Genomic DNA, 24359 nt, shown 5'->3' with positions numbered 1-24359 from the left:
AGCGGCGACTGTCGCGGCTAAAGCCCCTCCCACAGGCTGATCGATGAATTACTCGCGGGCGCCGGGGATGGCCAGCAGCTCGGTGAGGGCTTGATCGAGCATCGTGATCAGCTTGTCCACATCCTGCGCTGTGGTGCTCGGGCAGCACAGGGTCATGTTGTGGAATGGCGTGATCAAAATGCCGCGGTTGATCATGTACAGGTGCAGGGCCATTTGCAGTTCGTCATGGAACGCGGCCTCGGCCTCGGCGCCGGTGCGCGGCGGCGTGGCGCAGAACTGGAATTCGCAACGCGCGCCCAACTCGGTCACCGACCACTTCAGGCCGTGCTTGCCGATCAACTGGCGCAAGCCCTCGGCCAGGCGCGCCGCCAGCGGCAGCATGTGGTCGTAGGCCGCCTGGGTCATCACCTGTTCCAGGTTGGCACGCATGCAGTGCATGGCCAGAGCGTTGGCTGAGAGCGTGGTGCCCATGCCGCTGTGACCGTGCCCGTGGCTTGCCTCGCTGGCGCGCTGACGCGCCTGGGTCATGGCGCCTGCCATCTCTGCGCTGCAACCGAAGATGCCGCAAGGCACGCCGCCGGCGATGGGTTTGCCGACCACGAAGAAGTCGGGATCCAGGTTCCACAGACGTGTGCAGCCGCCGATGTCGGTGGAGATGGTGTGGGTTTCGTCGATGATCAGCAGGCTGCCGTACTTACGCGTCAACTCGCGGCATTTTTGCATGAAGCCTGGATCAGGCAGGACCATGCCGATATTGGTCATCGCCGGCTCGCAGAGCAGGGCGCAGACATCGCCCTGAGCCAATGCGGCTTCCAGCGCTGCGACATCGTTGAAGGGAATGGCGCGGCTGTGCTCGGTCAGGTCATAGGCCTGGCCGACCAGGCCGGAGCGGTGCACGGTCTTGCCGTCGCGCTCGCGCACCATCACGTCGTCGACAGTGCCGTGGTAGCAGCCGTCGAACACCAGCAGGGTCTTGCGCTGAGTGATGGCGCGCGCCCAGCGCAGCACATAGCGATTCGAATCTGTTGCCGTGGCGGTCACCTGCCAGTAGGGCAGGCCGAAACGCTGGGCCAGCAGCTCGCCGCATACCACAGCGTCCTCGCCGGGCAGCATGGTGGTCAGGCCATTGTTCGCTTGCTCGGCGAGGGCGCGCGTGACCGGATCGGGGGAGTGGCCGAACATGGTGCCGGTGTCACCCAGGCAGAAGTCGATGTACTCGTGACCGTCCACATCGAAGAAACGTGCGCCCTTGGCTCGCTCGACGAACAGCGGCACCGGCGTCGACCAATCGGCCATCCAGTGCATCGGCACGCCGCCGTACAGCGAGTGGCGGGCGCGCTCGGCCAGGGCCACGGACTTCGGATTGCGGGACAGGAAGCGCTCGCGCTCGGTGGCGACGAAACGGTCAACGGCAACTTGGCTGATGCCACTGGCGGTGGTCATGGGGCATACCTCGATTGAATGCTGTCGGCATGATATTTTGTGATCACAAAATAGTAAACGCTTAGATCAGAATCGATTATTTTGGCTTTTAAATCTATATTTGTGATCACAAAAAATTTTGTATTCAGCCGTTTTTCACACAAAATCAGTTCCTGTCGTAGACTCGCCGCATCTTCAATCGGAGCCTCCCATGCGTGACTGTAGCTTGACCCTTGCCCAATTGCCGGCGCCTCCGATGGAGGTGGCACATGGCTGACAATCTGCAGGAGCAGCTGTATCAGAACATCCGCTCAGGGCTGTTGGTCGGACGTTTCCAACCTGGGGAGCGGTTGAAGATCCGCGACTTGGCCACCGAATGGGGCACCAGCCCGATGCCGGTTCGCGCGGCCCTGCAGCGGCTTGTGGCCGAGGGCGCGCTGGAGGGCGAGCAGCAGCGCTCGGTGCGAGTCCCGTCGATGACCCGTGAGCGCTACGAAAACATCTTTCAGGTGCGCCTGGCGCTGGAAGGCCTGGCAGTGGAGCTGGCCACGCCGCGCCTGGACAGCAGCGATCTGGCCCTGCTGCGTGACTGCGTGCAGCGCATGGACGCCGCCATCGAGCAGCGCCAGGTGCAGGACTACCTCAATGCCAACAGCCAGTTTCACCTGCATTTGTACGGTGCATGTGGCAACCCGGTGTTGCTGCGTTCGATCGAGTCGCTATGGCTGCAGATCGGCCCCTTCTTCAACCGGCTGTTCACCGGCGCCGACCTGTCGCTGCGGCTCAATGACTTTCATGAAGACGCCTTTGCCGCTATCGAAGCCGGCGATGCCAAGGGCGCTCGCCAGGCGATGGAACAGGATCTGCTTTACTTCGCGCGCTTTCTGCTCAACCTGCTGGCGTTGGAGCAGGGCGAGGTGTGAATGGCCGTAGGGCGGACTCGGCTGTCCATGTTGTCGCACTGCAGGGCGTACCGGGCGGCGATCCGTTCGCGAAGCGGTACGCCGTTGCGGGCTCATGGAATACGTGGAGTGCGATTCTCGCCCTATTTGGCGGACTGTTCGCTGCGCTCCTGAGTCCGCCCTACAGTGGCCGGTTTCCTGATCGGCGGCGGTCTGCTTAGCTTTCCAGCCAGACGTCACGGCACCAGTGCCAGACCGAGTCCCAGCTTTCGTCGGTCAGCTCGCCTTCGTCGCCATCCCACAGCCAGACCTGGCCTTCCACGTCCACCGCGTAGTAATCGCGGCCGTCCTGGCACAGTGGCACCAGGTCGCGCGGCAGGCCGAGATCCCAGGCCACCGAGGCGACTTCCGGCAGGTAGGTGTGCGATTGCGGATCACTGGCGGTCACCGGCTCCAGGCGGCCGTAGACCACATCACTGACCTTGAGCAGGTATTCGCGCAGCTCGAAGGGCAAGTGGATGAGGATCTGCTCCTGAATCTCCACCAGGGTCTCTTCTTCCGGCAGCTCCAGCGGTACCGGTACCGGCTCGTTGAGTTCGCGCAGCTGTTCGATGACTTCTTCCACGGCGTCGGCTCCTCATCTTGGGGGATCGGCTTTATACAGTAGCTGGCCGGCAGAATGAAAACATGTCGTTGCCACTGCATACTGGCGCTTTTGCGGAGCCTTTCATGTCATCTCTTACCTGGCACTGCCTGCACCACAGCGAACTCGATGCTGCGACCCTCTATGAACTGCTGGCACTGCGCACCCAGGTGTTCGTGGTCGAGCAGAACTGCCCCTATCTGGAAACCGATGGCCAGGACCTGGTCGGTGACACCTGCCACCTGCTGGCGCGTGATGAATCTGGGCTGGTGGGTTATCTGCGCTTGCTCGATCCGCAGCGCATGGACGGCGAGGTGGTGATCGGTCGGGTGGTGATCGCCGAGCGGGCGCGCGGCAGCGGACTGGGCCATCGGCTGATGGAGCGGGCGCTGGTCGAGTGTGCTCAGCGTTGGTCGGGTTTGTCGGTTTATCTGTCGGCGCAGGCGCACCTGCAGGGCTACTACGGGCGTTATGGCTTCGAGGCGGTGACCGAGGTGTATCTGGAGGACGACATCCCGCATATCGGCATGCGCCGGGCTGCTAAGGATCTGTCGTGATGGGGACGGGACGTCGCCGCTAAAGCGCCTCCCACGTCGTAGGAGCGGCTTCAGCCGCGATAACCGGCAAATGCCGCAATAAAAAACCCGAGCAAGCAGACTGTGTGAAAACCTAGCAGTCTGAGTGCAAGGTGAAGACAATGCCTCTATCGGTCGATAGGGGCATTGTCGTTTATGGGCTATATCCAAGGTGAAGATCGGCAACAAAGCAGCCTGTTTCCGCCGACATTGGAAGAGCTGGTTCCTGAGGATCATCTAGTTCGAGTCATCGAGGCCTATGTGGCTCGTCTGGATCTGAAGGTACTGGGGTTCAGCAAGGCTGAGCCGCTCAAGACTGGGCGCCCTGGCTACGATCCAGCTGATTTGCTCAAGCTATACCTATATGGCTACTTCCAGCGCATTCGCTCCTCTCGTCGATTGGAGGCGGAGTGCCAGCGCAATATCGAGGTGATGTGGTTGCTGGGTCGTCTGGCGCCGGACTTCAAGACCATCGCGGATTTTCGCAAAGACAACAGCGTGGCCTTTCAGGCGACTTGCAAGGCTTTCGTCCAGTTCTGTCGCCAGGCGAGCTTGATCAGTGGGGAGCTGGTGGCCATCGATGGCAGCAAGTTCCAAGCGGTAGCTTCGCTGCGCAAGCACCTGAGTGTGGAGAAGCTCAAGCGTCAACAAGCGAAGCTGGAAAAACACATTGCCCAGTACCTGGCCCAGCTTGATGAGGGTGATGCACAAGACGCGCAAGAGACGATTGACCGGGCAGCGGTGAAACAGGCGCTACGCCAGCTACAGGATCGCCATGCCGATAACTTGACCGTAAAAGCGCTGATGGAGGCGCAGGGCCTGGAACAGTTCGTCGAAGGCGAAGCGGATGCCAAGAAGATGCGCTGCTCAGGCAAGAGCCCTTGCGTGGCCTACAACGTGCAGAGCGCTGTCGATGCCGAGCATGGCCTGATCGTGCATCACGAAGTGACCAGTGACTGCACCGACAACCAGCAGTTGGAGCCGATGGCCAAAGCGACTCATGCGGTTCTGCAGCAGCCTGAGCTGACCGTCACGGCTGATGCAGGTTATTCCAACGGGGCGCAGTTTCAAGCCTGCGAAGAAGCGGGCATTACGGCTTTCGTCCCCGTGAATCGCGCGCCCAACAACCAGGGCGGCGGCACACTGTTTGCGCGTCAGGACTTCACTTACGATCCTGCGACCGACAGCTTCCAATGTCCTGCGGGCAAGACCCTGTCGCTCAAACAGCTCAATCGTGGCACTCGCCTTTACGCAGCCCGTGCCAAGGACTGCGGGAACTGCCCATTAAAAGCCAAGTGCACACAGGCCCAACGGCGTCATATCAGCCGCCATCCCAACGAAGAGGCGTTCGCGCGGATGGAGAAACGACTCGAAACTCATCCTGAGATGATGGGACGGCGACGAGCAATCGTCGAGCACCCTTTTGGCAATCTCAAACAATGGATTCTGGGCAACGGTCGTTTTCTAGTGCGCCATTTCAGCGGGGTGAGAGCTGAGATGGCGATGGCCGTGCAAGCCTACAACCTCAAACGTGCTATTTCGGTACTCGGGGCACGCCGCATGATCGAGCTGCTGACCTGAGCGCTGCACTTTGCATCATTGCACCAGTAAAAACACAAACGCCCCGAATCAATCGAGGCGTTTGTATTGAACCGGTTCAGTTCAGAACGTTTTCACACAGTCTGCAAGCCCGGGTTTTTTCTGCGTCGTAGCGATCAGTTCTGGCGAATGCCAGCGATCAGCCAGGGCTGGTTGTCGCCCTGGGCGCGCTCCAGGCGCCAGCTTTCGCTGAACGGCTCGCCCTGGTCGAAGCGCGAGGTCTTCGACACACCACTGAAGGTCAGGGTGGCGATGGTTTTCTCGGCGTTGTCGTCGACACCATCGAGTTGCACGTCGAGGTTATCGACGTAGGTGGACTGGAAGCCGTCACCCAGCTCGGCGCGCTCGCGCTTGAGGAAGTCCAGCAGTTGCGGAGTGACGAACTCGGCGATCTTGTCCATCTCGTCGGCGTCCCAGTGCTGCTGCAGGTTCATAAAGTGCTCGCGACCGGCGGCGATGAAGCTCTGCTCGTTGAACCAGGCCGGTGCGTTAATCACCGGAGCAGCCGAGGCCAGACGACCACCGAAGATATTGCTGCCAGCGGCCGGGGCGTTGTCGGCGTTCGGCATTTCACGCTGGTACGGCGCACCGGCAGTGGCCATTTGCGGCTGTTGGCGAGCGCGACGGGCAGCGAGGAAGCGGAACAGCAGGAAGGCGATCAGGCCGAAGATCAGCATGTCCATGATCTGCAGGCCTTCGAAACCGTCACCCATGAACATCGAGGCCAGCAGGCCACCCGCGGCCAGACCGGCCAGCGGGCCGAGCCAGCGCGAAGCACCGCTGGCGGCAGCGGCAGGCTGTTGACGACCGGGTGCCTGGGCAGCCGATTGCGCTGGCGGTGTGGCCTGACGGGTCTGGTGGCTGGGCGCGGAGCCGAAGGATTTGCCACCGCCAAAACGCTTGGCGTGGGCTTCGAAACTGAAGGTCAGTGCCAGGCACAGAACCATGGCGATACTGAGGAAACGCTGCATCACGGTTTTCTCTCTTATGGAAAAGCTTGGCCGGCATCTTGCCCGTCATAGGGGGGCATGACCAGTGACAGAATGTTTCCGGCTTTTGCCTGCACTGGATGGCGCCGTGCCTGCCCGGCTTGGTACCGAAGCGGCCCCTGGTGTGCATGGCGCACCCTACGGGCGTTGTAGCAGCAGAGGCAACGGGCCGCAGCGTAGTTGACCACGCAGAAAGGCGCGGAAGGTTGCTGCGTCTTCATTGGGATGACGCAGCCAATGCACGAAGCTGCGCAGGTAGGCGCTGGTGAGCAGGGTTTCTTCGGCGATACGGCGCAGGTGCAGGCTTTGCCGTCCGGCTGCTTCGCGCCACCACTGCACGGTGCGGCTGACGCGCATCAGGCCGAGCACCTGCAGGTGGATATGCCCGGGCTCGAGCTTGTAAAGCAGCATCTGGCCGGTGACGGCCCGATGTGCGGCGAGGCTGTCGAGCCAGGCCAGCAGGCAATTTTCCAGGCGCTGTTCGGCGTTCAGCCCCTGCAGAGCGGGATTTTTCGCGTGACCAAGCATGGCCAGGTCGGCGCGGTCGAACCAAGCCTCCACTAGGTCATCCTTGTCGCGGTAATGGCGGGCGATATCGTCCAGACCAATATCGAGCGCGGCGGCGACGTCGAACAGGTGCAGGCGCTCCCAGCCGCAGACGTCGGCCAGTTGCAGAGCGTTATCAAGAATGTGGGCGGGGTCGGTCGGTTTTTTCTTCATCCCTGAAGTATGGCCGCCAGGGCTTGAGGTGGCGCCTGGAACGACAAACGGAGTCCGATAGGTTCGCCGTATGGGTAGGAGCGGCGCCCCGCCGCGAAGCTGGGTTAAAGCTTCGCCCCGGGGCGGGGCTCCCACAAGGGCAAGGGCTATAGCGCTGAGCGGCTCAGCGCCAGTCGTACAGCTCCTTTTCCGAGAGTGCATGCATGGGGATAGCCAGCGCCTGGAACGCCTGCATCGAGGCCCAGATGCGGCCATTGAGTTCGCTTTGTGCGGCCAGCTCGCCCAGCACCTGTTCGCTCTCCTTTTGCATCGCCTGCAGCACTTCGTCGGGGAAGCGTTTGAGCAGCGTGCCGCTCTTCTTCAGTTCATCCAGCGCCAGGGCGTTGTGGTAGACGTAGTCGTCCATCATGTCCTGGGTCGCCGCACGCGCCGCTTCGGTGACGATGGCCTGCAGGTCGGCGGGCAGGGCGTCGAAGGCTTTCTGGTTGATCAGCAGTTCGAGCACTGACTGTGGTTCCTGCCAGCCCGGGTAGTAATAGTACTTGGCGGCTTTATGCAGGCCGAAGGCCAGGTCGTTGTAAGGGCTGACCCAGTCGGTGGCGTCGATGGCGCCGCTTTGCAGCGAGGTGAAGATTTCGCCGCCCGGCATCACCACGGTGGCCGCACCCAGGCGGCTCCAGACTTCGCCGCCGAGGCCCGGCATACGGATTTTCAGGCCTTTGATGTCAGCCAGGCTGTTGATTTCCTTGTTGAACCAGCCGCCCATCTGCATGGTGCTATTGCCCGCCGTCAGCGGCTTGAGGCCGAATGGTGCATAGGCTTCGTCCCATAGCGCCTGACCACCGCCCTTGTTCAGCCAGGCGTTCATTTCCAGGGTGGACAGCCCGAAGGGCACCGCACCGAAGAACTGCGCCGCCGGCACCTTGCCCTTCCAGTAGTAGGGCGTACCGTGGCCGAGCTCGGCCGTGCCGCGGGAGACCGCGTCGAATACTTCCAGCGCCGGCACCAGCTCGCCAGCGGCGTAGACCTTGATGGTCAGGCGCCCGGCGCTCATGGCGTTGACGCGCTCGGCCAGGCGTTCGGCAGCGGTGCCGGTGCCGGGCGCGTTTTTCGGCCAGGTGGTGACCATCTTCCAATGGAAGCTTTGCGCGGGAGCGGTGGCCTGGTTGGCCGGCGGGGAGTCTTCCTTGCAGCCGATCAGGCTGAAGGCGAGCAGGGGCAGTAGAAGCAGCGAACGAAGATGCATGGGCGCAATCCCTAAGAAAAACGGGGCTTTTCAGCCCCGTTCGGTTGGCTCAACGCCAGTTGTACAGTTCTTTCTCGGTCAGCTCCTGCATGGCGCTGGCCTCTTCCAGGAAGGCTTTCTGCGAGGCCCAGATGCGGCCGTTGAGATCGTTCTCGGCGGCCAAAGACTCGAGCACCAGATTGGACTGCTCGCGCATGGCTTGCAGCACGTCATCCGGCAGACGCTTGAACTGCACGCCTTCGCTCTTCAGGCTTTGCAGCGCCTTGGCGTTGTTGAACACGTAGTCGTCCATCATGTCCAGGGTCGCGGCACGCGCGGCTTCGACGACGATGGCTTGCAAGTCGGTCGGCAATGCGTCGAAGGCCTTCTGGTTGACCATGGCCTCGACCACCGCCTGCGGCTCCTGCCAGCCCGGGAAGTAGTTGTACTTGGCAGCCTTGTGCAGGCCGAAGGCCAGGTCGTTATAGGGGCCGACCCAGTCGGTGGCATCGATGGCACCGGTCTGCAGGGAGGTGAAAATTTCGCCGCCCGGCAGGTTGACGGTGATCGCACCCAGACGGCTCCAGACTTCGCCGCCGAGGCCCGGCATGCGGATCTTCAGGCCTTTGATGTCGTCCAGGCTGTTGATTTCCTTATTGAACCAGCCGCCCATTTGCATGGTGGTGTTGCCCGCCGACAGCGGCTTCACACCGAACGGTGCGTAGGTTTCATCCCACAGCGCCTGGCCACCGCCGTGGCTGAGCCAGGCGTTCATTTCCAGGGTGGAGAGGCCGAACGGCACGCTGCTGAAGAACTGCGCAGCTGGCACCTTGCCTTTCCAGTAGTACGGGGTGCCGTGGCCCATCTCGGCGGTGCCGCGGGAAACGGCGTCGAACACTTCCAGCGCCGGTACCAGCTCACCAGCGGCGTAGACCTTGACGGTCAGACGCCCGGCACTCATGGCGTTGATGCGCTCGGCCAGGCGCTCGGCAGAGGTGCCCAGACCAGGGAAGTTCTTCGGCCAGGACGTGACCATTTTCCAGTGGATGATTTCTGCCGGCTTGGCAGCGGCTTGCTCGCTGGCAGCCTTGTCTTCTTTGCAGCCAACCAGGCCGATGGCGGCGATCAGCGCCAGGGCGGTGCCGAACAGATTGCGGCGATTCATCGATTATCTCCAGATACGGTGTACTAGTAGGCTTCAAGCTTGGCGTACGCCAGCATCAGCCATTTACTGCCTTCGTTTTCGAAATTCACTTGAACCCGCGCCTGGGCGCCAGCACCCTCGAAATTGAGGATGGTGCCCTCGCCGAACAGGCTGTGACGTACGCGTTGGCCCAGGCTGAAGGGCGTTTGCGGTACGGCGCTGCCGGCGAACAGACTGCCGTCACCCATCGAGCTGGTGCTCACCGGGCGGCTGACGCTGTTGCTCAGGCGTACTTCCTGAATCAGCGGTGCGGGGATTTCGCGGACGAAGCGCGACACCTTGTTATAGGTCTCGCTACCGTAGAGACGCCGTGTTTCGGCGTAGCTGATCACCAGCTTCTGCATGGCACGGGTAATGCCGACATAGGCCAGGCGGCGTTCTTCTTCCAATCGGCCCGGTTCTTCCAGGCTCATCTTGTGCGGGAACAGACCCTCTTCCATGCCCACCAGGAACACCAGTGGGAATTCCAGGCCCTTGGCGCTGTGCAGGGTCATCAGTTGAATGCTGTCTTCGTTTTCGGCGGCCTGGGTGTCCCCGGCCTCCAGCGAGGCGTGGGTGAGGAAGGCCTGCAGCGGGGTCAGCTCGTCGTCTTCATCGTTCTCGAAGGCGCGTGCGGCGCTGACCAGTTCCTCCAGGTTTTCCACCCGGGCCTGGCCCTTCTCGCCTTTTTCCGCCTCGTGATAGGCGAGCAGGCCGCTCTTTTCGATGACCAACTGAGTCATCTGGTGCAGGGGCATGGCCAGGACCTGCTCGGCCAGGCTGTCGATCAGGTCGATGAAGCCGGCCAGGGCCCCCGAGGCACGGCCCGGCAGAGCCTTGACCGCCAGCATCAGGCGGATCGCCTCCCACATGTGCACGTCATGGGCGCGGGCGTACTCGCGGATGGTTTCGATGGTTTTCTCGCCGATGCCGCGCGCCGGTACGTTGATGATGCGCTCCAGCGCCGCATCGTTACCGCGCCCGTCGAGCAGGCGCAGATAGGCCATGGCGTTCTTGATTTCGGCACGCTCGAAGAAGCGCTGACCACCGTAGATGCGGTAGGGGATCTTCTCGCGCAGCAGCGCCTCTTCCAGCACGCGCGACTGGGCGTTGGAGCGATAGAGAATGGCGATCTCGCTGCGCTTGAGACCGTCCTTGCGCAGGGCGTCCTCGATGGTCTCGACCACGTAGCGCGCTTCGTCGTGCTCGTTGAAGGCTGCATACAGGGCCAGCGGCTCGCCATCGCCAACGTCGGTGCGCAACTCCTTGCCGAGGCGGCCCTGGTTGTTGGCGATCAGCGCGTTGGCGGCATTGAGGATATTGGCGGTGGAGCGGTAGTTCTGCTCCAGGCGAATGATCTCGGCATCGGCGAAATCGCTGTCGAACTGCTGGATGTTCTCGATCTTCGCGCCGCGCCAGCCGTAGATCGACTGATCGTCGTCGCCCACGACCATCAGGCTTTCACCGCCCTTAGCCAAAAAGCGCAGCCAGGCGTACTGCACGGCGTTGGTGTCCTGGAACTCGTCGACCAGGATATGGCGGAAGCGGCGCTGGTAATGCTCCAGCAGGCCGGCGTTGTCGCGCCAGAGGTCGAGGGCACGCAGCAGCAGCTCGGCGAAGTCGATGACGCCGGTGCGCGCGCAGGCTGCCTCGTAGGCTTCATAAATGCTGCGCATGGTGGCCAGGAACAGGTCGCCGCTGGCCTGGATGCCTTGCGGGCGGATGCCCTCATCCTTCTGCCCGTTGATGAACCACTGCGCCTGCTTGGCCGGCCAGCGTTGTTCATCCAGGCCGAGGTCGCGGATCACCCGCTTGATCAGGCGCTGCTGGTCGTCGGAGTCGAGAATCTGGAAGTTCTCGGCTAGCTTTGCCTCCTGCCAGTGTGCACGCAGCAGGCGGTGAGCCAGACCGTGGAAGGTACCGACCCACATGCCCGCAGGGGCGTGGCCGAGCACGTCTTCGATGCGGTGACGCATCTCGGCAGCCGCCTTGTTGGTGAAGGTCACCGACAGAATGCTGTGCGGCGAAACGTCCAGGCGCTGGATCAGGAAGGCGATGCGATGCACCAGCACGCGGGTCTTGCCCGAGCCGGCGCCGGCCAGCACCAGCTGATGACCAGGCGGTGTGGTAACCGCGTGGTGCTGGGCGGGATTGAGGGTAGTGAGTCTGTGATCGAGGTCATTTTGCATCGCGGCATTCTAGGGGGCCGGACAGGGGAGGGCAAACCGTTGGCCGAGCGTGGAGAAACGCGTCCGATGCAACCGACGACTGGCAGGTCAGGGCGCAGATGCGCCTGGTCAGGCGGCCAAAGGCCATCATGCTCTGCCGGTGCCCGCCAAAAGTTGGGCGTCAAGCTGTGAAAGGGGCCACATCATTGTTGGGCAGAGCGTCTGTCTCGGGTATTCTCCCGCGACGTCAGGGCTGAGGCAGCTGAAAAACACCGCAGCCCCTCAGGCAACCATTACAAGAAAATCGCCCATGACCGCCACGACTAGCGCCGAAGTTCAAGAGGTGACGCTGGACCCGCATCAGGCTGAACGTCAGTTCGCCACGGATATTGCCGTCGAGCGCACCCGCTTGCTGTTTCTGGGCTCGCGCCTGCCCACTCTGCTCATGCTCCTGGTTGGCCTGGCCTGCAGCCTGTTGCTGTGGAATCAGCAGAGCGCCCTCATGCTCGCAGCATGGTTGGGCTGGGTGGTGTTGCTGGTGCTGCTGCGTCTGACCCAGGTGAATGCCTTCAACGCGGCGCTGCCGACCCGCCAGGCCGAACCCTACTGGCGCCGCATCTTTCTTTTTGGTGCCGGTGCATCTGGGTTGACCCTCGCCTTCGCCGTGATAGTGCTGGTGCCCGCCGATGTCTTCTACCAGCAGGCGCTGGTCTATGGTCTGATCGCTGCGGCGATTCTTTCAGCCAGCGTGGCCTATGCCGTCAGCCTGTCGGCCTTTCTCAGCTTCGCCTTGCCCTGCCTGCTGCCTTCGGTGACCTATCTGTTGCTGGCCGACAACAGCCTGCAACGCGGTTGGGGGCTGCTTGGGCTGATCCTGTTTCTTGCCTTGCTGATCGTGGCCTGGCAGGTCAATCGCCTGGTACAGCGCAGCCTGCTGCAACGGTTCCATAACCTGGCGCTGATCAGCAACCTGGAGCGCGCCAAGCAGCGCGCCGAAGGGCTCAACGAAGAGCTGGCGCGCGAGGTTGAGCAACGCCGTCGCGCCGAACGTGAGCTGCGCGGTGCCCATGGTGCGCTGGAAATGCGCGTGGCCGAGCGTACCCTGGAGCTGGACGAGGCGACTCATGCCCTGGGCACGAGTCAGGAGCGCCTGGCCCTGGCGCTGGAGGCCAGTGAGCTGGGGCTGTGGGACTGGGATCTGGAAAGCGATCAGGTGCACCATTCGCACCTGCGCGAGCTGTTCGGTCTGGAGCCGGAGCAGGTGCAGGTGATGCTGCGCGACCTGACCCCGCGCCTGCATCCGGATGATCTGCCAGGGTTGCGCCGGGCGTTGGTCCGGCACCTCAAGGGGCGCAGCGAGGATTATCAGATCGAGTACCGCGTGCGCCATGTCGATGGTCACTGGGTCTGGGTCGAGGACCGTGGCCGTGCGGTCGAGCGCGACGCCGCCGGCCGTGTACGGCGCATGCTCGGCACGCGGCGCGATGTCAGTGCGCGGCGTCAGCAGGAGCAGCAACAGCGTCTGGCGGCGACCGTGTTCGAAGCGGCCAGCGAAGGCATCTTCATCCTCGACCCCGACTACTGTGTGCTGGCGGTCAACCGCGCGTTCAGCGCGGTGACCGGATACAGCCGTGAGGAAGTGGTCGGGCGCACGGTGACCAGCCTGATCGGCAGCCGCGAGATGCGCCGGCAATACCAGATGATCCGCCAGGAACTGGACAGCACCGGCACCTGGCAGGGCGAGCTGATCGAGACGCGCAAGAGCGGCGAGCTTTACCCGCAATGGCTGCAGCTCAACCTGATACGCGACGCCAGCGGCCGGCCCAGCCAAATCGTCGGCTTCTTTGCCGACCTCAGTGCGCGACGCGAGGCCGAGGAGCGCCTGCGCTACCTGTCGCACTACGATGATCTGACCGGCCTGGCCAACCGCAGTCTGTTCAAGGAGCGTCTGCACGATGCCAGCCAGCGCGCCCGCCAGAGCGGCCGCAGCATCGCTCTGGTGCATATCGACCTAGACCGCTTCAAGCTGCTCAACGACAGCCTCGGCCATGAAGTGGCGGATCAATTGCTGCGGCAGATGAGCCGTCGCCTGACCCAGGCCGTGCCGGAAGCTGACTGCATTGCACGGCTGTCGGGTGATGAGTTCGCCATCATCCTTGATGCCTATGGCAGCCTTTCCAGCCTGGCGCGGGTGGCCAGTCGGCTACTGGCCAAGTTGCGTGTGCCAATGACCGTTGGTGGCCACGAGCTGGTGGTCAGCGCCTCGCTGGGTATCAGCCTGATGCCGGACTATGCGCGCGAGATCAGCGCGCTGATCAGCCAGGCCAATATGGCCGTACAACATGCCAAACACCTGGGCGGCAACACCTTCCAGTTCTTCACCGACAACCTGCAGGCCTGCACCCTGGAGCGCCTGCAACTGGAGAACCAGCTGCGCAAGGCCATCGACGAAGGCCAGCTGGAGGTGTTCTACCAGCCCAAACTGAACCTCGCCGACGACCAGCTCAATGCTGCCGAGGCGCTGGTGCGCTGGCGCCATCCGCAACAGGGCATGGTGCCGCCGAGCGAGTTCATCGGTCTGGCCGAGGAAACCGGGCTGATCGCGCCGATTGGCGAGTTCGTGCTGCGTCAGGCCTGCCAGCAGGCGTGTGAATGGCAGCGCCAGGGGCTGGCGCAAATCCGTGTGTCGGTGAACATCTCGGTGCATCAGCTGCGCCAGGGCAACCTCACCAGCCTGGTGCGTCAGGTGCTCGAAGAGACCGGCCTGGCGCCGCAGTATCTGGAACTGGAGCTGACCGAAAGCCAGCTGCTGGACAACGTCGACAGCGTCATCGTCACCTTCCGCCAGTTGCGCGAACTGGGGGTCAAGCTGGCCATCGACGACTTTGGCACCGGCTATTCCTCGCTCAGTTACCTCAAGCGCTTCCCGGTGCATTACGTGAAGATCGACCAGACCTTCATCCGCGATCTTTCGCCCGGTGGCGAGGACGCAGCGATCACCCGCGCGATCATCGCCATGGCCCACAGCCTGGAGCTGAAAGTGGTGGCCGAGGGCGTGGAAACCCAGACGCAGATGGACTTTCTCAAGAGCCAGAACTGCGATGAGATCCAGGGCTTTCTGATCAGCCGCCCGGTGGAGGCAAGCGCCTTCGCCGAGCTGCTGCGTGCGCAGATCGATAATCCTCTGGATTGAACGGCATTTGCTCGCTACCCAGGCAGCCTGCGTTCACTTGGCGAACAGTTGGCCGATGTCCTTGAACGCCTTGAACTCCAGCGCGTTGCCGCAGGGGTCGAGGAGAAACATGGTGGCCTGCTCGCCGACCTGGCCCTTGAAGCGTACATAGGGCTCGATGACGAACTTCGTCTCGCGGCTGCGCAGGCGCTCGGCCAGCGCTTCCCAGTCGGCCCAGCCGAGCACCACGCCGAAGTGCGGCACCGGCACGTCGTGGCCGTCCACGGGGTTGCTTACGGCCTCTTCCTGATAGGCCATCTTCGGCGCCTCGTGGATGACCAGTTGGTGTCCGAAGAAATCGAAGTCTACCCAGTGGTCGCTGCTGCGACCCTCGGCACAGCCGAATACCTCGCCGTAGAAATGTCGGGCTGCTGCCAGGTCATGAACGGGAATTGCCAGGTGGAAGGGCGCAAGGGACATCACGGAATACCTCTGGTTATTGTGGGTAGGGCGGGTGCAACCCGCCATCGGTGTTCATTGCACCAGCCTATCAACAGCGAAATTGTTCTAAAGCGAATATCCTTGCGCGCAAGCTCAAATATTTTTGATTAATAGAGGCCTCGATGCTGCGCGAGCTGAAAACCTTCGTCACCGTCGCTCGCCTGGGCACCTTCGCCGCTGCCGGCCAGCAGGTGGGGTTGACCCAGTCGGCGGTCAGCGCGCAGATGCGCGTGCTGGAACAACACCTGGGTGTACGCCTGTTCGACCGCAGTGGCCGCGCCGCTGTGCTCAACGCCGCGGGCCGCCACGCCCTGCCGCTGGCCGAGCAGATGCTCGCGCTGTATGCGCAGATGGCGCTGCCACAGGCCGCCGATCAATGGCAGGGCGAGTTGCGCGTCGGTGCCATCGCTACCTTGCAGACTGGTCTGCTGGCCGAGGCTTTACCGCGTTTTCGCCAGCTGGCACCGCTCGTCGAGCTGAAGCTGGTGCCGGGCGTTTCCCTACAGCTGTTCAGCCAATTGGATGCCGGTGAGCTGGACCTGGCCCTGTTGATCAAGCCGCCGTTCGCCTTGCCCAAGGAAATCCTGGAAGTGCCGCTGGCACAGGAGCCTTTCGTGCTTATTGCGCCGCTGGACGTGCCGGGCGACGACCCGCTGCGGCTGCTCGCGGAGCAGCCCTTCGTGCGCTACGACCGCGCCTCGTTCGGCGGTCGTCAGGTCAGCCGCTTTCTGCGCGAGCAGCGCCTGAGCGTACGTGAGGCGCTGGAGCTGGATGAACTGGATGCCATCGTGCGCCTGGTGGAAAACGGTATGGGCGTGGCCCTGGTTCCGCGTGCGGGCCTGTGGCTGCAACGGCCGACGCGCCTGCGGGTGATCGAGCTGGGCGCGCTGACCTTCCATCGCGAGTTGGTTGCCCTGGTGCGCCGTGCGCAGCGCCAGCCGGCGCTGGATTGTCTGCTGGAATGCCTGCGGCGCTGATCCGTATTGTTGGCAGTGCGTACGGCGCACCCTACGGATCGCTGAGATTCCACGCATAAAAATACCGCGCAGCTTTGCAGCGGCGCGGCACTGTTTACAGCAAGAGCGGTCGGCGGCGATCAGAACGCCGGGACGACGGCGCCCTGGTACTTCTCTTCGATGAACTGCTTCACTTCGGCGCTGTGCAGGGCCTTGACCAGCTTCTGTACGGCCTCGCTGTCCTTGTTGTCAGCGCGGGTCACCAGAATGTTCACGTACGGCGAGTCGCTGCCTTCGATGGCCAGGGCGTCCTTGGTCGGGTTCAGCTTGGCTTCCAGGGCGTAGTTGGTGTTGATCAGGGCGAGGTCGACCTGGCTCAGTACGCGCGGCAGGGTGGCCGCTTCCAGTTCACGCACCTTGATTGCCTTCGGGTTCTCGACGATGTCCTTCGGCGTGGCGAGGATGCCGGCTTCCGGCTTGAGTTTGATCACGCCGGCCTTCTGCAGCAGCAGCAGGGCACGGCCGCCGTTGGTGGCATCGTTGGGGATGGCCACGGTGGCGCCTTGCGGCAGCTCGCTCAGATCCTTGATCTTGCTGGAGTAGGCGCCGAAGGGCTCGACGTGCACGCCGGCAACGCTGACCAGCTCGGTCTTGCGGCTGGCGTTGAACTCGTCCAGGTACGGCTGGTGCTGGAAGAAGTTGGCGTCGAGGTTCTTCTGCTGTACCTGCAGGTTGGGCTGCACGTAGTCGGTGAACACACGTACCTTCAGCTCCACGCCTTCTTTGGCCAGGGCTGGTTTGACGAACTCGAGGATCTCCGCGTGCGGCACCGGGGTGGCAGCGACGTTGAGGGTTTCGGCCTGGGCCGAGAAGGCCGCGCAGGCGGCGATGGCAGTCAGCAGTTTCTTCATTTCAAGGTTCCTTTTGGGAAGGTTGGCGCGGGTCTCGCGGGTGGCGAGTCGCCGCTTTTCATCATTTACGGGAAAAATGCACCACGAGGCGATCCCCGACCATCTGCAGCACCTGCACCAGAATCAGCAGCAGGATCACGGTCACCGCCATCACGTCCGGTTGGTAGCGCTGGTAGCCGTAGCGCACGGCCAGGTCTCCGAGGCCGCCGCCGCCGATCAGGCCACTCATGGCGGTGTAAGACACCAGGGTAATCGCGGTGACGGTGGTGGCCGCGAGCAGGCCGGGCAGCGCCTCGGGCAGCAGCGCGCGGGTGATGATCTGCCAGGTGGTAGCGCCCATCGCCTGGGTCGCCTCGATGATGCCGCGCTCCACTTCGCGCAGTGCGGTTTCCACCAGGCGCGCGAAGAACGGTGTGGCACCCACCACCAGCGGCGGGATGGCGCCGGCGACGCCCAGCGAGGTGCCGACCAGCAGCTCGGTGAAGGGGATCATCAGGATCAAGAGGATGACGAAGGGCACCGAGCGCAGGATGTTCACCACCAGCGACAGCGCGCCGTACAAGGCCTTCTGCTCGAACAGCTGGCGCGGGCCGGTGAGAAACAGCAGCACGCCGAGCGGCAGGCCGAGCAGCACGGTGAACAGCATCGAGCCGAGCAGCATGTTCAGGGTGTCGAGACTGGCCTGCCAGATTTCCGGCCAGAACACGTTGGGCAGCAGTTGTTCGAGCATCAGCGCAGTACCTCCAGATGCACGTCGGCGGCTGCGAAGCGCGCCAGCGCGGCGTCGATGTCACCACCGGTCAGGGCCAGGGTGAGCTGGCCGTAGGGGGTGTCCTTGATGCGGTCGATGCGCCCGGCGAGGATGCTGTAGTCCACCCCGGTTTCGCGGGCCACAGTGCCCAGCAGCGGTGCGTAGGTGGCTTCGCCCTGGAAGGTCAGGCGCAGGATGCGGCCTTCGACATGGGCAAAGTCATCGCGCTGTTCGGCTTCGTCGACGTGCTCGGACTCCTGCACGAAACGCTTCGTGGTCGGGTGCTGCGGGTGCAGGAACACCTCGGCCACCGGGCCTTCCTCGACGATGATGCCGGCGTCCATCACCGCCACCCGGTCGCAGACGCGGCGGATCACGTCCATCTCGTGGGTGATCAGCACGATGGTCAGGCCCAGTTCGCGGTTGATCTCGGCCAGCAGCTGCAGCACGGCGGTGGTGGTCTGCGGGTCGAGGGCGCTGGTGGCCTCATCGCACAGCAGGATCTTCGGCCGCGTGCTCAGCGCACGGGCGATGCCGACACGCTGTTTCTGCCCGCCGGAGAGCTGCGCGGGGTATTTGTTGGCGTGATCCTGCAGGCCGACGCGCGCCAGCAGCTCGGCGACGCGGGCGTCGATCTCGGCGCGGCTCAGCTCGCCGGCCAGACGCAGCGGCATGGCGATGTTGTCAGCAACGGTCTTCGACGACAGCAGGTTGAAGTGCTGGAAGATCATTCCGACCTGCTGGCGGAAGCGGCGCAGGCCATTGGCATCGAGGGCGGTGACGTCGACGCCGTCGATCTCGATGCGACCGCCCGAGGGTTCTTCCAGGCGGTTGATCAGGCGCAGCAGGGTGCTCTTGCCGGCGCCGGAATGGCCGATGATGCCGAACACCTGGCCGCTGCCGACCTGCAGCGTGGTGGGCTGCAGTGCCGGAATCTCGCGGCCTGCGACGCGGTAGGCCTTGTGGACGGATTGAAACTGGATCACGCGAACGACCTTTTGGGTGTGTTCAGGCGCCGGCTCCAGAGTGTTGTCGAGCCGGCGCATCGAGCGCCGGGTAGGGCGCAAAAGCGCGCTAGTTTACCCGGCAGTGTTTAGGCCGAGAAAATCTTTATAGGCCTATGTTTATTACAAAATGGCATTAGCGATCAGCGGTAGTGCGCGCGCCCTTCCTCAGTTGCGTTGTGGGCTCAACAGCAGGCGCGGTACCTGTTGTGGCGCGATCTTCTGGCTAAACTGCGGATGGAAGCTCGGGTCGAGCTTCTTGATCCGCGCCGAGAGCAGCGCCGCGACCCAGGGGTAATCCTTGGCCTCGCGCACTTCGATGCGCACCGCACAGCGAAAGGTCACGACATCGGCGGCTACGTTATCGAGCAGGCGGCGCAGGTTTTCGTTGTCCTGGCTGTCCAGCATAGGCAAGGCCACGCTGCTGGTGGCGGCGCTTGGGTCGATCAGGCGTGCTTTGGGTGTGCTCTCGACCGTGGGCGTCGGCTGGCTCGCCGCTACCTGAGCCGTTGCTACCTTGGCGGCAGCCTGGCGCTCACTGGCCAGGCGCTGCTGACGCAGTTGTTCCTGACGTTCAGCATCGAGCTTGGCGGCGGCATCACGTGCTTGTTGCTCGGCGGCCGTCTGGCGTGCCGTGCGTGCGCTGTCGATGGCCTGGATGAGGTCGTGACTCAGAGCCGGCGCCTGTGGCATCAGGCTGCGGGCCTGGCCCAAGGCCTGCGCGGCGCGATCCAGATCGCCCTGCTGCAGTGCTTCGCGGCCCTGTTCCATGTAGGCCTCGGCCAGCTGGCGCTGGTACTGCTCCAGACGCGTGTCGCGGCTGGCGCGTTGCTGCAGGGTGTTGAGTTGGCTGCGCGCATCATCGAGACGCTCTTCGGCCAGGCTCAGGTCGAGCTGGCGGAAGGCGATGACCAGATCATCGACCGGCGGGAGGCTGTGCTGCTGGCTGCTCTGGCAACCGGCCAGAAGTAGAACCAGAAAAAGCGTAAGACCACGAAAAGCGAACGACTTCATAACTACGCGTCTCGAATTGTGCAAAAAACGTGCAATCATACAGGTTCGTACCGCTGATTTCATCTTGATCGGCTACGCAGAGCGCGCCATCAGCTGTTGCGCTTGGGCAGCGCAAAGCTGGCCAGGAACAACGCAGCAGCGCTGACCACGATGGACGGCCCGGCTGGTGTGTCCTGATACCAAGACAGCGCCAGGCCGCAACACACCGCCAGCAGGCCGAGCAAGCTGGCGCCGACGGCCATCTGTTCCGGCGTGCGTGCGTGGCGCTGGGCGGCGGCGGCGGGGATGATTAGCAGGGAAGTGATCAGCAGCACACCGACGATCTTCATCGCCACGGCGATTACCACAGCGATCAGCAGCATCAGCGCCAGGCGAATCGCCGCTACCGGCAGGCCTTCGACCCGTGCCAGCTCTTCGTGCACGGTGATCGCCAGCAGCGGTCGCCACAGCCAGGCCAGCAGTGCCAGCACCAGGGCGCTGCCGCCGATGATCCAGGCCAGGTCGGTGGGGCTGACGGCGAGCAGGTCGCCGAACAGGTAGCTCATCAGGTCGATGCGCACGTCATGCATGAAGCTCAGCGCCACCAGGCCCAGTGACAGGGTGCTGTGGGCGAGGATACCCAGCAGGGTGTCGGAGGCCAGCGGCTGGCGCTGCTGTAGGGTCACCAGCAGCACGGCGAGCAGCACGCAGCCGACGGTCACCGTCAGGGTCGGGCTGACGTCGAGCATCAGGCCCAGTGCCACGCCGAGCAGGGCCGCGTGGGACAGGGTATCGCCGAAGTAGGCCATGCGCCGCCACACCACGAAGGAGCCGAGCGGTCCGGCCACCAGGGCCAGGGTAAGGCCGGCGAGCAGGGCGTTGAGGAGGAAATCGGGCATCAGTGTTTGCAACCAGGGCCGTGAACGTGAGCCGGGCCGTGGATGGTCAGGCCGGGCTGAACCACGCCGCCATGCAGGTCGTGAGCGTGGTCATGATGGTGGTGGTAGACGGCCAGGCTCTTGGCGTCCTGGCCGAACAGTTCGATGAAGGCTGGGTCACCGCTGACCTGCTCCGGGTGGCCGGAGCAGCAGACATGGCGGTTGAGGCAGACCACCTGATCGGTGGCGCTCATCACCAGATGCAGGTCGTGTGAGACCATCAGTACGCCGCAGCCATGGCGTTCGCGCAGCCGCGAGATCAGCCGATACAACTCGGCCTGGCCGGCGACGTCGACGCCTTGTACCGGCTCGTCGAGCACCAGCAGTTGTGGTTCGCGCAGCAGGGCGCGGGCCAGCAGTACGCGCTGCATCTCGCCACCGGAAATGCTCTGTAGCGGGCTGTCGATCACCTGCTCGGCACCGACCTCGGCCAGTGCTGCCAGGGCGCGCTTGCGATCCACCCCAGGCACCAGGCGCAGGAAACGCAGCACCGACAGCGGCAGGGTCGCGTCGACGTGGAGTTTTTGCGGCATGTAGCCGATGCGCAGGCGTGGCGCTCGGCGCACGTTGCCGCTGTCGGGTTGGAGCAGGCCGAGCACCACGCGTACCAGGGTGGTCTTGCCGGCGCCGTTGGGGCCGATCAGGGTGACGATCTCGCCGGGCTGTACGCTGAGCTGCACATCGTCCAGCACAGGCTGGCCGTTGAAGCTGACAGCGACGCCGTCGAGGCGGATCAGCGCATCGCTCATGCCGCGCCCTTGCAGCCTGCGCAGAGGCCGACCACTTCCACGGTCTGGCTTTCGACGACGAAGCCGACGCCGGCCGCCCCGTCGACGATGGCCTGGCTGATGGCCGGTTGCTCCAGCTCGGTAGCCGCGTGGCAGCTACGGCAGATCAGGAACTGGCCCTGATGCGCGTGCTCAGGGTGGCTGCAACCTACGAAGGCGTTAAGTGATGCGATGCGATGCACCAGGCCGTTTTCCAACAGGAAATCCAGTGCGCGGTACACCGTGGGCGGCGCCGCGCGGCGACCGTCTTCATCGCTCAATACGCCGAGGATGTCATAGGCGCCGAGCGGCTTGTGGCTGGCCCACACCAACTCCAATACACGTTTGCGCAGAGCGGTCAGGCGCAAGCCCTGGCGCGCGCAGATGGTTTCGGCCTCGGCCAGGGCATGGCTGACGCAGCGAGAATGGTCATGAGGGCGTGCAGCCAGGGGCGTGTCGGTCATGGGCAAGGACGGAGCGAGTGAGAGACGTTATTATATTACCTGTTCAATGCCATCCGAGTATGCCCCGTGTTACGTCTTTTCTGTCTCTTTACCCTGTTTTTCGTCGTCAGCGCCCAAGCCGAAGTGCGTGTGCTGACCAGTATCAAACCGCTGCAACTGATCGCCGCAGCGGTGCAGGACGGCGTCGGCGAACCCGAAGTGTTGCTGCCGCCTGGCGCCTCACCGCACCACTATGCGTTGCGCCCGTCCGACGTACGGCGAGTGCGTGATGCCGACCTGCTGTACTGGATCGGTCCGGACATGGAGGGTTTTCTGCCGCGGGTGCTGGGCAGCCGCGACAAGCCTCAAGTGGCGGTGCAGGATCTGCCCGGCATGACCCTGCGCCACTTCGGCGATAGCCACGACGAACACGATCATGACCAAGACGAGCATGATCATGGTCACGAACATGCCAGCGATGACCTTGGCCATGATCACGATCATCGTCCGGGCAGCCTGGATGCCCACCTTTGGTTGGCCGCCGACAACGCCAAGGTGATCGCCGCGCGCATGGCGGCAGACCTGGCCAAGCTGGATGCCGCCAACGCCGCGCGTTACGCCGCCAATCTGCAAGCCTTCGAAGCGCGCCTGGATGCGCTCGATGGCCGCATTCGCCCGCAACTGGCCGCCTTGCAGGGCAAGCCGTATTTCGTCTTCCACGAGGCCTTCGACTATTTCGAGGCCGCCTACGGCCTCAAGCACGCGGGCGTGTTCAGCGTGCTGACCGAGGTACAGCCGGGTGCGCGGCATGTCGCTGCCATGCGCGAGCGCCTGCAGCAGACGGGGCCGAGCTGCGTGTTCAGCGAACCGCCGCTACGTCCGCGTTTGGCTGAAACCCTGACCGCAGGCTTGCCGGTGAAACTGGCGGAACTGGATGCCTTGGGCGGCACCTTGCCGGTCGACGCCAGCGGTTACGAGCAACTGCTGGAGAATCTGGCAGGCGGCCTGAGCGAGTGCCTGAATAGCCTGTAGGACACGCATTGGAGAGTCCGGCGGCAGGCCCTGTGTAGGAGCGAATTCATTCGCGATTGAAGCGCCCCGGATTGCATCCAGACCACGGGCCGGCCAGGCTTTTGTGGCATGGGCTCCAGCCGCGCCCCGTCGAGCTACGAACTGTAACCACCGCCTCGTTGCCGCCCGCATGCGCAAACCACTAGGCTTGCGCTTTTGCCGCGAGCGCCCGTCATGTCGCCCACTGCACTTCGCCCGTCCAACGCCACGCTGGTGCTGCTGGCCTCGCTCTACTGTGCTCAGGGTTTGCCATCCGGGCTGATCGCCCACTCGCTACCGGTGCTGCTGCGCCAGCATGGCGTCGACCTGGCGCTGATTGGCTTGCTCAAACTATTGGCGCTGCCCTGGCTGCTCAAGGTGTTGTGGGCACCCTGGATCGACCGTCTGGCCTCGGCCCGCCTAGGCCATCACCGTGGCTGGATTCTGCCGCTGCAGAGCGGAGTCATCGTCTGTGTCGCGGCACTGGCGCTGCTGGCACCGCAGACGCTGTTCGGCTCCGGCCTGTGGTTGTTGCTTGGTTTGCTGCTGCTGATCAACCTGCTGGCCTCGACCCAGGACATCGCCACCGACGGGCTCACCGTACGCTTGCTGCCCGAACGCTGGCGTGGCCTGGGCAATAGCCTGCAGGTGGGCGGCTACAAGGTTGGCATGATCGTCAGCGGCAGCGGCCTGTTGCTGATGATCGACCCGTTGGGCTGGAACCTGGCTGTGGGGCTGGTGGCCGGCCTGATCCTGCTGATGACTGTGCCGATCTGGCTGTTTCCCGAGCGCCGCGTGTTGCCGTTCCAGCCTGCTCTGGCTGAAAACGCCCTCGGCCCACGTCTGCTGTTCGACCACTACCGTGGCCTGTTGGCGCAACCCGGCATGCTGCTGTGGTTGGCTGTGGTACTGACCTTCAAATTGGGCGACTCGCTCGGTTCGCCGATGATCAAACCGATGCTGGTGGATCAAGGTTGGAGCACCGCAGCGCTAGGCCAACTGACCCTGATCAGCAGCCTGGCCGGCATCGGCGGTGCCTTGCTCGGAGGCTTGCTCTACGCGCGCATCGGCGTGCTGCGCGCGTTGATCCTGTTCGGCGCCCTGCAGGCCATCGGCATCGCGGCCCTGGCCTTGCTGGTGGGGCAGGGCGCTAACACAGGACTGATCTATGCCGTGACCCTGTTCGAACAGGTAGCCGACGGCATGTCCACCGTCGCCCTGTTCGCCGCGATGATGCGCATGTGCCGCCCCGAACACGAAGGCGCCGACTTCACCTTGCAGGCCTCGGCACAGTTGCTGCTGTCCGGCTTCGTTGGGGCCAGCAGCGGGGTGCTGGCCAAGGCGTTGGGCTACGAGGGGTTGTTCGTGGCTGCGGGTAGCGTAGGGATGATGGTGCTGGTGGTCGTGCTGATGCATGGGCGCCGCAGGCCCGCCGCCTAAGTAACCG

22 protein-coding genes are annotated in these 24359 nt (G+C 63.6%); 7 read left to right on the top strand and 15 right to left on the bottom strand.

Going from position 1 to position 24359, the window contains the following annotated elements:
* Positions 1-48 precede the first annotated feature (48 nt).
* Positions 49-1443, bottom strand: coding sequence for an aspartate aminotransferase family protein (locus AAEQ75_RS07990; RefSeq protein WP_343351479.1), 1395 nt, complete (start codon positions 1441-1443; stop codon positions 49-51).
* Between the two features lie 248 nt (positions 1444-1691).
* Here AAEQ75_RS07990 and AAEQ75_RS07985 point away from each other — a divergent pair, with 248 nt between their 5' ends.
* Positions 1692-2345 (top strand): GntR family transcriptional regulator, encoded by a 654-nt coding sequence (locus AAEQ75_RS07985; RefSeq protein WP_106734143.1) that lies wholly within the window; start codon positions 1692-1694, stop codon positions 2343-2345.
* A gap of 196 nt (positions 2346-2541) precedes the next feature.
* Here the strand turns inward: AAEQ75_RS07985 and AAEQ75_RS07980 are convergent, their stop codons facing one another.
* Positions 2542-2949, bottom strand: a complete 408-nt coding sequence (locus AAEQ75_RS07980) for an SMI1/KNR4 family protein (RefSeq protein ID WP_037005543.1) — start codon at positions 2947-2949, stop codon at positions 2542-2544.
* 104 nt (positions 2950-3053) lie between these two features.
* On the opposite strand from AAEQ75_RS07980, the gene AAEQ75_RS07975 reads away from it, so the two are divergent.
* Both AAEQ75_RS07975 and AAEQ75_RS07970 read left to right on the top strand, forming a co-directional pair.
* Positions 3054-3524, top strand: a complete 471-nt coding sequence (locus AAEQ75_RS07975; RefSeq protein WP_343351476.1) for a GNAT family N-acetyltransferase — start codon at positions 3054-3056, stop codon at positions 3522-3524.
* Between the two features lie 174 nt (positions 3525-3698).
* Positions 3699-5123, top strand: coding sequence for an IS1182 family transposase (locus AAEQ75_RS07970; RefSeq protein WP_343351475.1), 1425 nt, complete (start codon positions 3699-3701; stop codon positions 5121-5123).
* 134 nt (positions 5124-5257) lie between these two features.
* Here AAEQ75_RS07970 and AAEQ75_RS07965 read toward each other — a convergent pair whose 3' ends face one another.
* From AAEQ75_RS07965 to uvrD, 5 genes are all read right to left on the bottom strand, one after another.
* Positions 5258-6112 carry a Tim44 domain-containing protein gene (locus AAEQ75_RS07965; protein ID WP_343351474.1) on the bottom strand — a complete coding sequence of 285 codons (855 nt, stop codon included), beginning with the start codon at positions 6110-6112 and terminating at the stop codon, positions 5258-5260.
* A 156-nt stretch (positions 6113-6268) separates the two neighbouring features.
* On the bottom strand, positions 6269-6850 hold the full coding sequence (locus AAEQ75_RS07960; protein ID WP_343351473.1) for a TetR/AcrR family transcriptional regulator: 582 nt from the start codon (positions 6848-6850) through the stop codon (positions 6269-6271).
* Positions 6851-7013: 163 nt separating this feature from the next.
* Entirely contained in the window at positions 7014-8096 is a 1083-nt protein-coding gene (locus AAEQ75_RS07955) for a TRAP transporter substrate-binding protein (RefSeq protein ID WP_343351472.1), read from the bottom strand.
* Between the two features lie 49 nt (positions 8097-8145).
* The gene (locus AAEQ75_RS07950; protein ID WP_106734148.1) at positions 8146-9240 is read right to left on the bottom strand and encodes a TRAP transporter substrate-binding protein; all 1095 of its coding nucleotides are present in this window, start codon (positions 9238-9240) and stop codon (positions 8146-8148) included.
* A 23-nt stretch (positions 9241-9263) separates the two neighbouring features.
* Positions 9264-11447: a DNA helicase II gene (gene uvrD, locus AAEQ75_RS07945; RefSeq protein ID WP_343351471.1), complete on the bottom strand. Its 2184-nt coding sequence runs from the start codon at positions 11445-11447 to the stop codon at positions 9264-9266.
* A 289-nt stretch (positions 11448-11736) separates the two neighbouring features.
* Between uvrD and AAEQ75_RS07940 the strand changes: the two genes are divergently transcribed.
* On the top strand, positions 11737-14619 hold the full coding sequence (locus AAEQ75_RS07940; RefSeq protein ID WP_343351470.1) for an EAL domain-containing protein: 2883 nt from the start codon (positions 11737-11739) through the stop codon (positions 14617-14619).
* 33 nt (positions 14620-14652) lie between these two features.
* On the opposite strand, the gene AAEQ75_RS07935 is transcribed toward AAEQ75_RS07940, so the two are convergent.
* A complete protein-coding gene (locus tag AAEQ75_RS07935) occupies positions 14653-15078 on the bottom strand; it encodes a VOC family protein (protein ID WP_179574910.1) in 426 nt (141 codons plus the stop codon).
* A 143-nt stretch (positions 15079-15221) separates the two neighbouring features.
* Between AAEQ75_RS07935 and AAEQ75_RS07930 the strand changes: the two genes are divergently transcribed.
* A complete protein-coding gene (locus AAEQ75_RS07930; RefSeq protein ID WP_179574909.1) occupies positions 15222-16076 on the top strand; it encodes a LysR substrate-binding domain-containing protein in 855 nt (284 codons plus the stop codon).
* A gap of 119 nt (positions 16077-16195) precedes the next feature.
* On the opposite strand, the gene AAEQ75_RS07925 is transcribed toward AAEQ75_RS07930, so the two are convergent.
* From AAEQ75_RS07925 to zur, 7 genes are all read right to left on the bottom strand, one after another.
* Positions 16196-16966 (bottom strand): MetQ/NlpA family ABC transporter substrate-binding protein, encoded by a 771-nt coding sequence (locus AAEQ75_RS07925; protein ID WP_179574908.1) that lies wholly within the window; start codon positions 16964-16966, stop codon positions 16196-16198.
* 61 nt (positions 16967-17027) lie between these two features.
* A complete protein-coding gene (locus tag AAEQ75_RS07920; protein ID WP_012020239.1) occupies positions 17028-17696 on the bottom strand; it encodes a methionine ABC transporter permease in 669 nt (222 codons plus the stop codon).
* Positions 17696-18703, bottom strand: a complete 1008-nt coding sequence (locus AAEQ75_RS07915; protein WP_003464748.1) for a methionine ABC transporter ATP-binding protein — start codon at positions 18701-18703, stop codon at positions 17696-17698. The genes AAEQ75_RS07920 and AAEQ75_RS07915 overlap by 1 nt, the downstream gene beginning before the upstream one ends.
* Positions 18704-18889: 186 nt before the next feature.
* Positions 18890-19735 carry a PA5502 family lipoprotein gene (locus tag AAEQ75_RS07910; protein WP_343351469.1) on the bottom strand — a complete coding sequence of 282 codons (846 nt, stop codon included), beginning with the start codon at positions 19733-19735 and terminating at the stop codon, positions 18890-18892.
* 89 nt (positions 19736-19824) lie between these two features.
* Positions 19825-20613, bottom strand: coding sequence for a zinc ABC transporter permease subunit ZnuB (gene znuB, locus AAEQ75_RS07905; protein ID WP_192984436.1), 789 nt, complete (start codon positions 20611-20613; stop codon positions 19825-19827).
* Entirely contained in the window at positions 20613-21401 is a 789-nt protein-coding gene (znuC, locus tag AAEQ75_RS07900) for a zinc ABC transporter ATP-binding protein ZnuC (protein ID WP_099525159.1), read from the bottom strand. The genes znuB and znuC overlap by 1 nt, the downstream gene beginning before the upstream one ends.
* Positions 21398-21883 (bottom strand): zinc uptake transcriptional repressor Zur, encoded by a 486-nt coding sequence (gene zur, locus AAEQ75_RS07895; RefSeq protein WP_125880699.1) that lies wholly within the window; start codon positions 21881-21883, stop codon positions 21398-21400. The genes znuC and zur overlap by 4 nt, the downstream gene beginning before the upstream one ends.
* Before the next feature lie 66 nt (positions 21884-21949).
* Here zur and znuA point away from each other — a divergent pair, with 66 nt between their 5' ends.
* Positions 21950-22894 (top strand): zinc ABC transporter substrate-binding protein ZnuA, encoded by a 945-nt coding sequence (gene znuA / locus AAEQ75_RS07890; protein WP_279922852.1) that lies wholly within the window; start codon positions 21950-21952, stop codon positions 22892-22894.
* 213 nt (positions 22895-23107) lie between these two features.
* Positions 23108-24352 carry an MFS transporter gene (locus AAEQ75_RS07885; RefSeq protein WP_279922851.1) on the top strand — a complete coding sequence of 415 codons (1245 nt, stop codon included), beginning with the start codon at positions 23108-23110 and terminating at the stop codon, positions 24350-24352.
* The last annotated feature ends 7 nt before the right edge of the window (positions 24353-24359 follow it).

Source organism: Pseudomonas sediminis (assembly GCF_039555755.1).
Classification (GTDB): Bacteria; Pseudomonadota; Gammaproteobacteria; order Pseudomonadales; family Pseudomonadaceae; genus Aquipseudomonas; species Aquipseudomonas mendocina_D.
This window is presented reverse-complemented; position numbering and strand designations above follow the sequence as displayed.

What these genes read in the sequence shown, in the direction of transcription:
- AAEQ75_RS07990 (WP_343351479.1), bottom strand. Translation starts at nt 1,443, where the DNA reads ATGACCACCGCCAGTGGCATCAGCCAAGTTGCCGTTGACCGTTTCGTC.
- AAEQ75_RS07985 (WP_106734143.1), top strand. Translation starts at nt 1,692, where the DNA reads ATGGCTGACAATCTGCAGGAGCAGCTGTATCAGAACATCCGCTCAGGG.
- AAEQ75_RS07975 (WP_343351476.1), top strand. Translation starts at nt 3,054, where the DNA reads ATGTCATCTCTTACCTGGCACTGCCTGCACCACAGCGAACTCGATGCT.
- AAEQ75_RS07970 (WP_343351475.1), top strand. Translation starts at nt 3,699, where the DNA reads ATGGGCTATATCCAAGGTGAAGATCGGCAACAAAGCAGCCTGTTTCCG.
- AAEQ75_RS07965 (WP_343351474.1), bottom strand. Translation starts at nt 6,112, where the DNA reads ATGCAGCGTTTCCTCAGTATCGCCATGGTTCTGTGCCTGGCACTGACC.
- AAEQ75_RS07960 (WP_343351473.1), bottom strand. Translation starts at nt 6,850, where the DNA reads ATGAAGAAAAAACCGACCGACCCCGCCCACATTCTTGATAACGCTCTG.
- AAEQ75_RS07955 (WP_343351472.1), bottom strand. Translation starts at nt 8,096, where the DNA reads ATGCATCTTCGTTCGCTGCTTCTACTGCCCCTGCTCGCCTTCAGCCTG.
- AAEQ75_RS07950 (WP_106734148.1), bottom strand. Translation starts at nt 9,240, where the DNA reads ATGAATCGCCGCAATCTGTTCGGCACCGCCCTGGCGCTGATCGCCGCC.
- uvrD (WP_343351471.1), bottom strand. Translation starts at nt 11,447, where the DNA reads ATGCAAAATGACCTCGATCACAGACTCACTACCCTCAATCCCGCCCAG.
- AAEQ75_RS07940 (WP_343351470.1), top strand. Translation starts at nt 11,737, where the DNA reads ATGACCGCCACGACTAGCGCCGAAGTTCAAGAGGTGACGCTGGACCCG.
- AAEQ75_RS07935 (WP_179574910.1), bottom strand. Translation starts at nt 15,078, where the DNA reads ATGTCCCTTGCGCCCTTCCACCTGGCAATTCCCGTTCATGACCTGGCA.
- AAEQ75_RS07930 (WP_179574909.1), top strand. Translation starts at nt 15,222, where the DNA reads ATGCTGCGCGAGCTGAAAACCTTCGTCACCGTCGCTCGCCTGGGCACC.
- AAEQ75_RS07925 (WP_179574908.1), bottom strand. Translation starts at nt 16,966, where the DNA reads ATGAAGAAACTGCTGACTGCCATCGCCGCCTGCGCGGCCTTCTCGGCC.
- AAEQ75_RS07920 (WP_012020239.1), bottom strand. Translation starts at nt 17,696, where the DNA reads ATGCTCGAACAACTGCTGCCCAACGTGTTCTGGCCGGAAATCTGGCAG.
- AAEQ75_RS07910 (WP_343351469.1), bottom strand. Translation starts at nt 19,735, where the DNA reads ATGAAGTCGTTCGCTTTTCGTGGTCTTACGCTTTTTCTGGTTCTACTT.
- znuB (WP_192984436.1), bottom strand. Translation starts at nt 20,613, where the DNA reads ATGCCCGATTTCCTCCTCAACGCCCTGCTCGCCGGCCTTACCCTGGCC.
- znuC (WP_099525159.1), bottom strand. Translation starts at nt 21,401, where the DNA reads ATGAGCGATGCGCTGATCCGCCTCGACGGCGTCGCTGTCAGCTTCAAC.
- zur (WP_125880699.1), bottom strand. Translation starts at nt 21,883, where the DNA reads ATGACCGACACGCCCCTGGCTGCACGCCCTCATGACCATTCTCGCTGC.
- AAEQ75_RS07885 (WP_279922851.1), top strand. Translation starts at nt 23,108, where the DNA reads ATGTCGCCCACTGCACTTCGCCCGTCCAACGCCACGCTGGTGCTGCTG.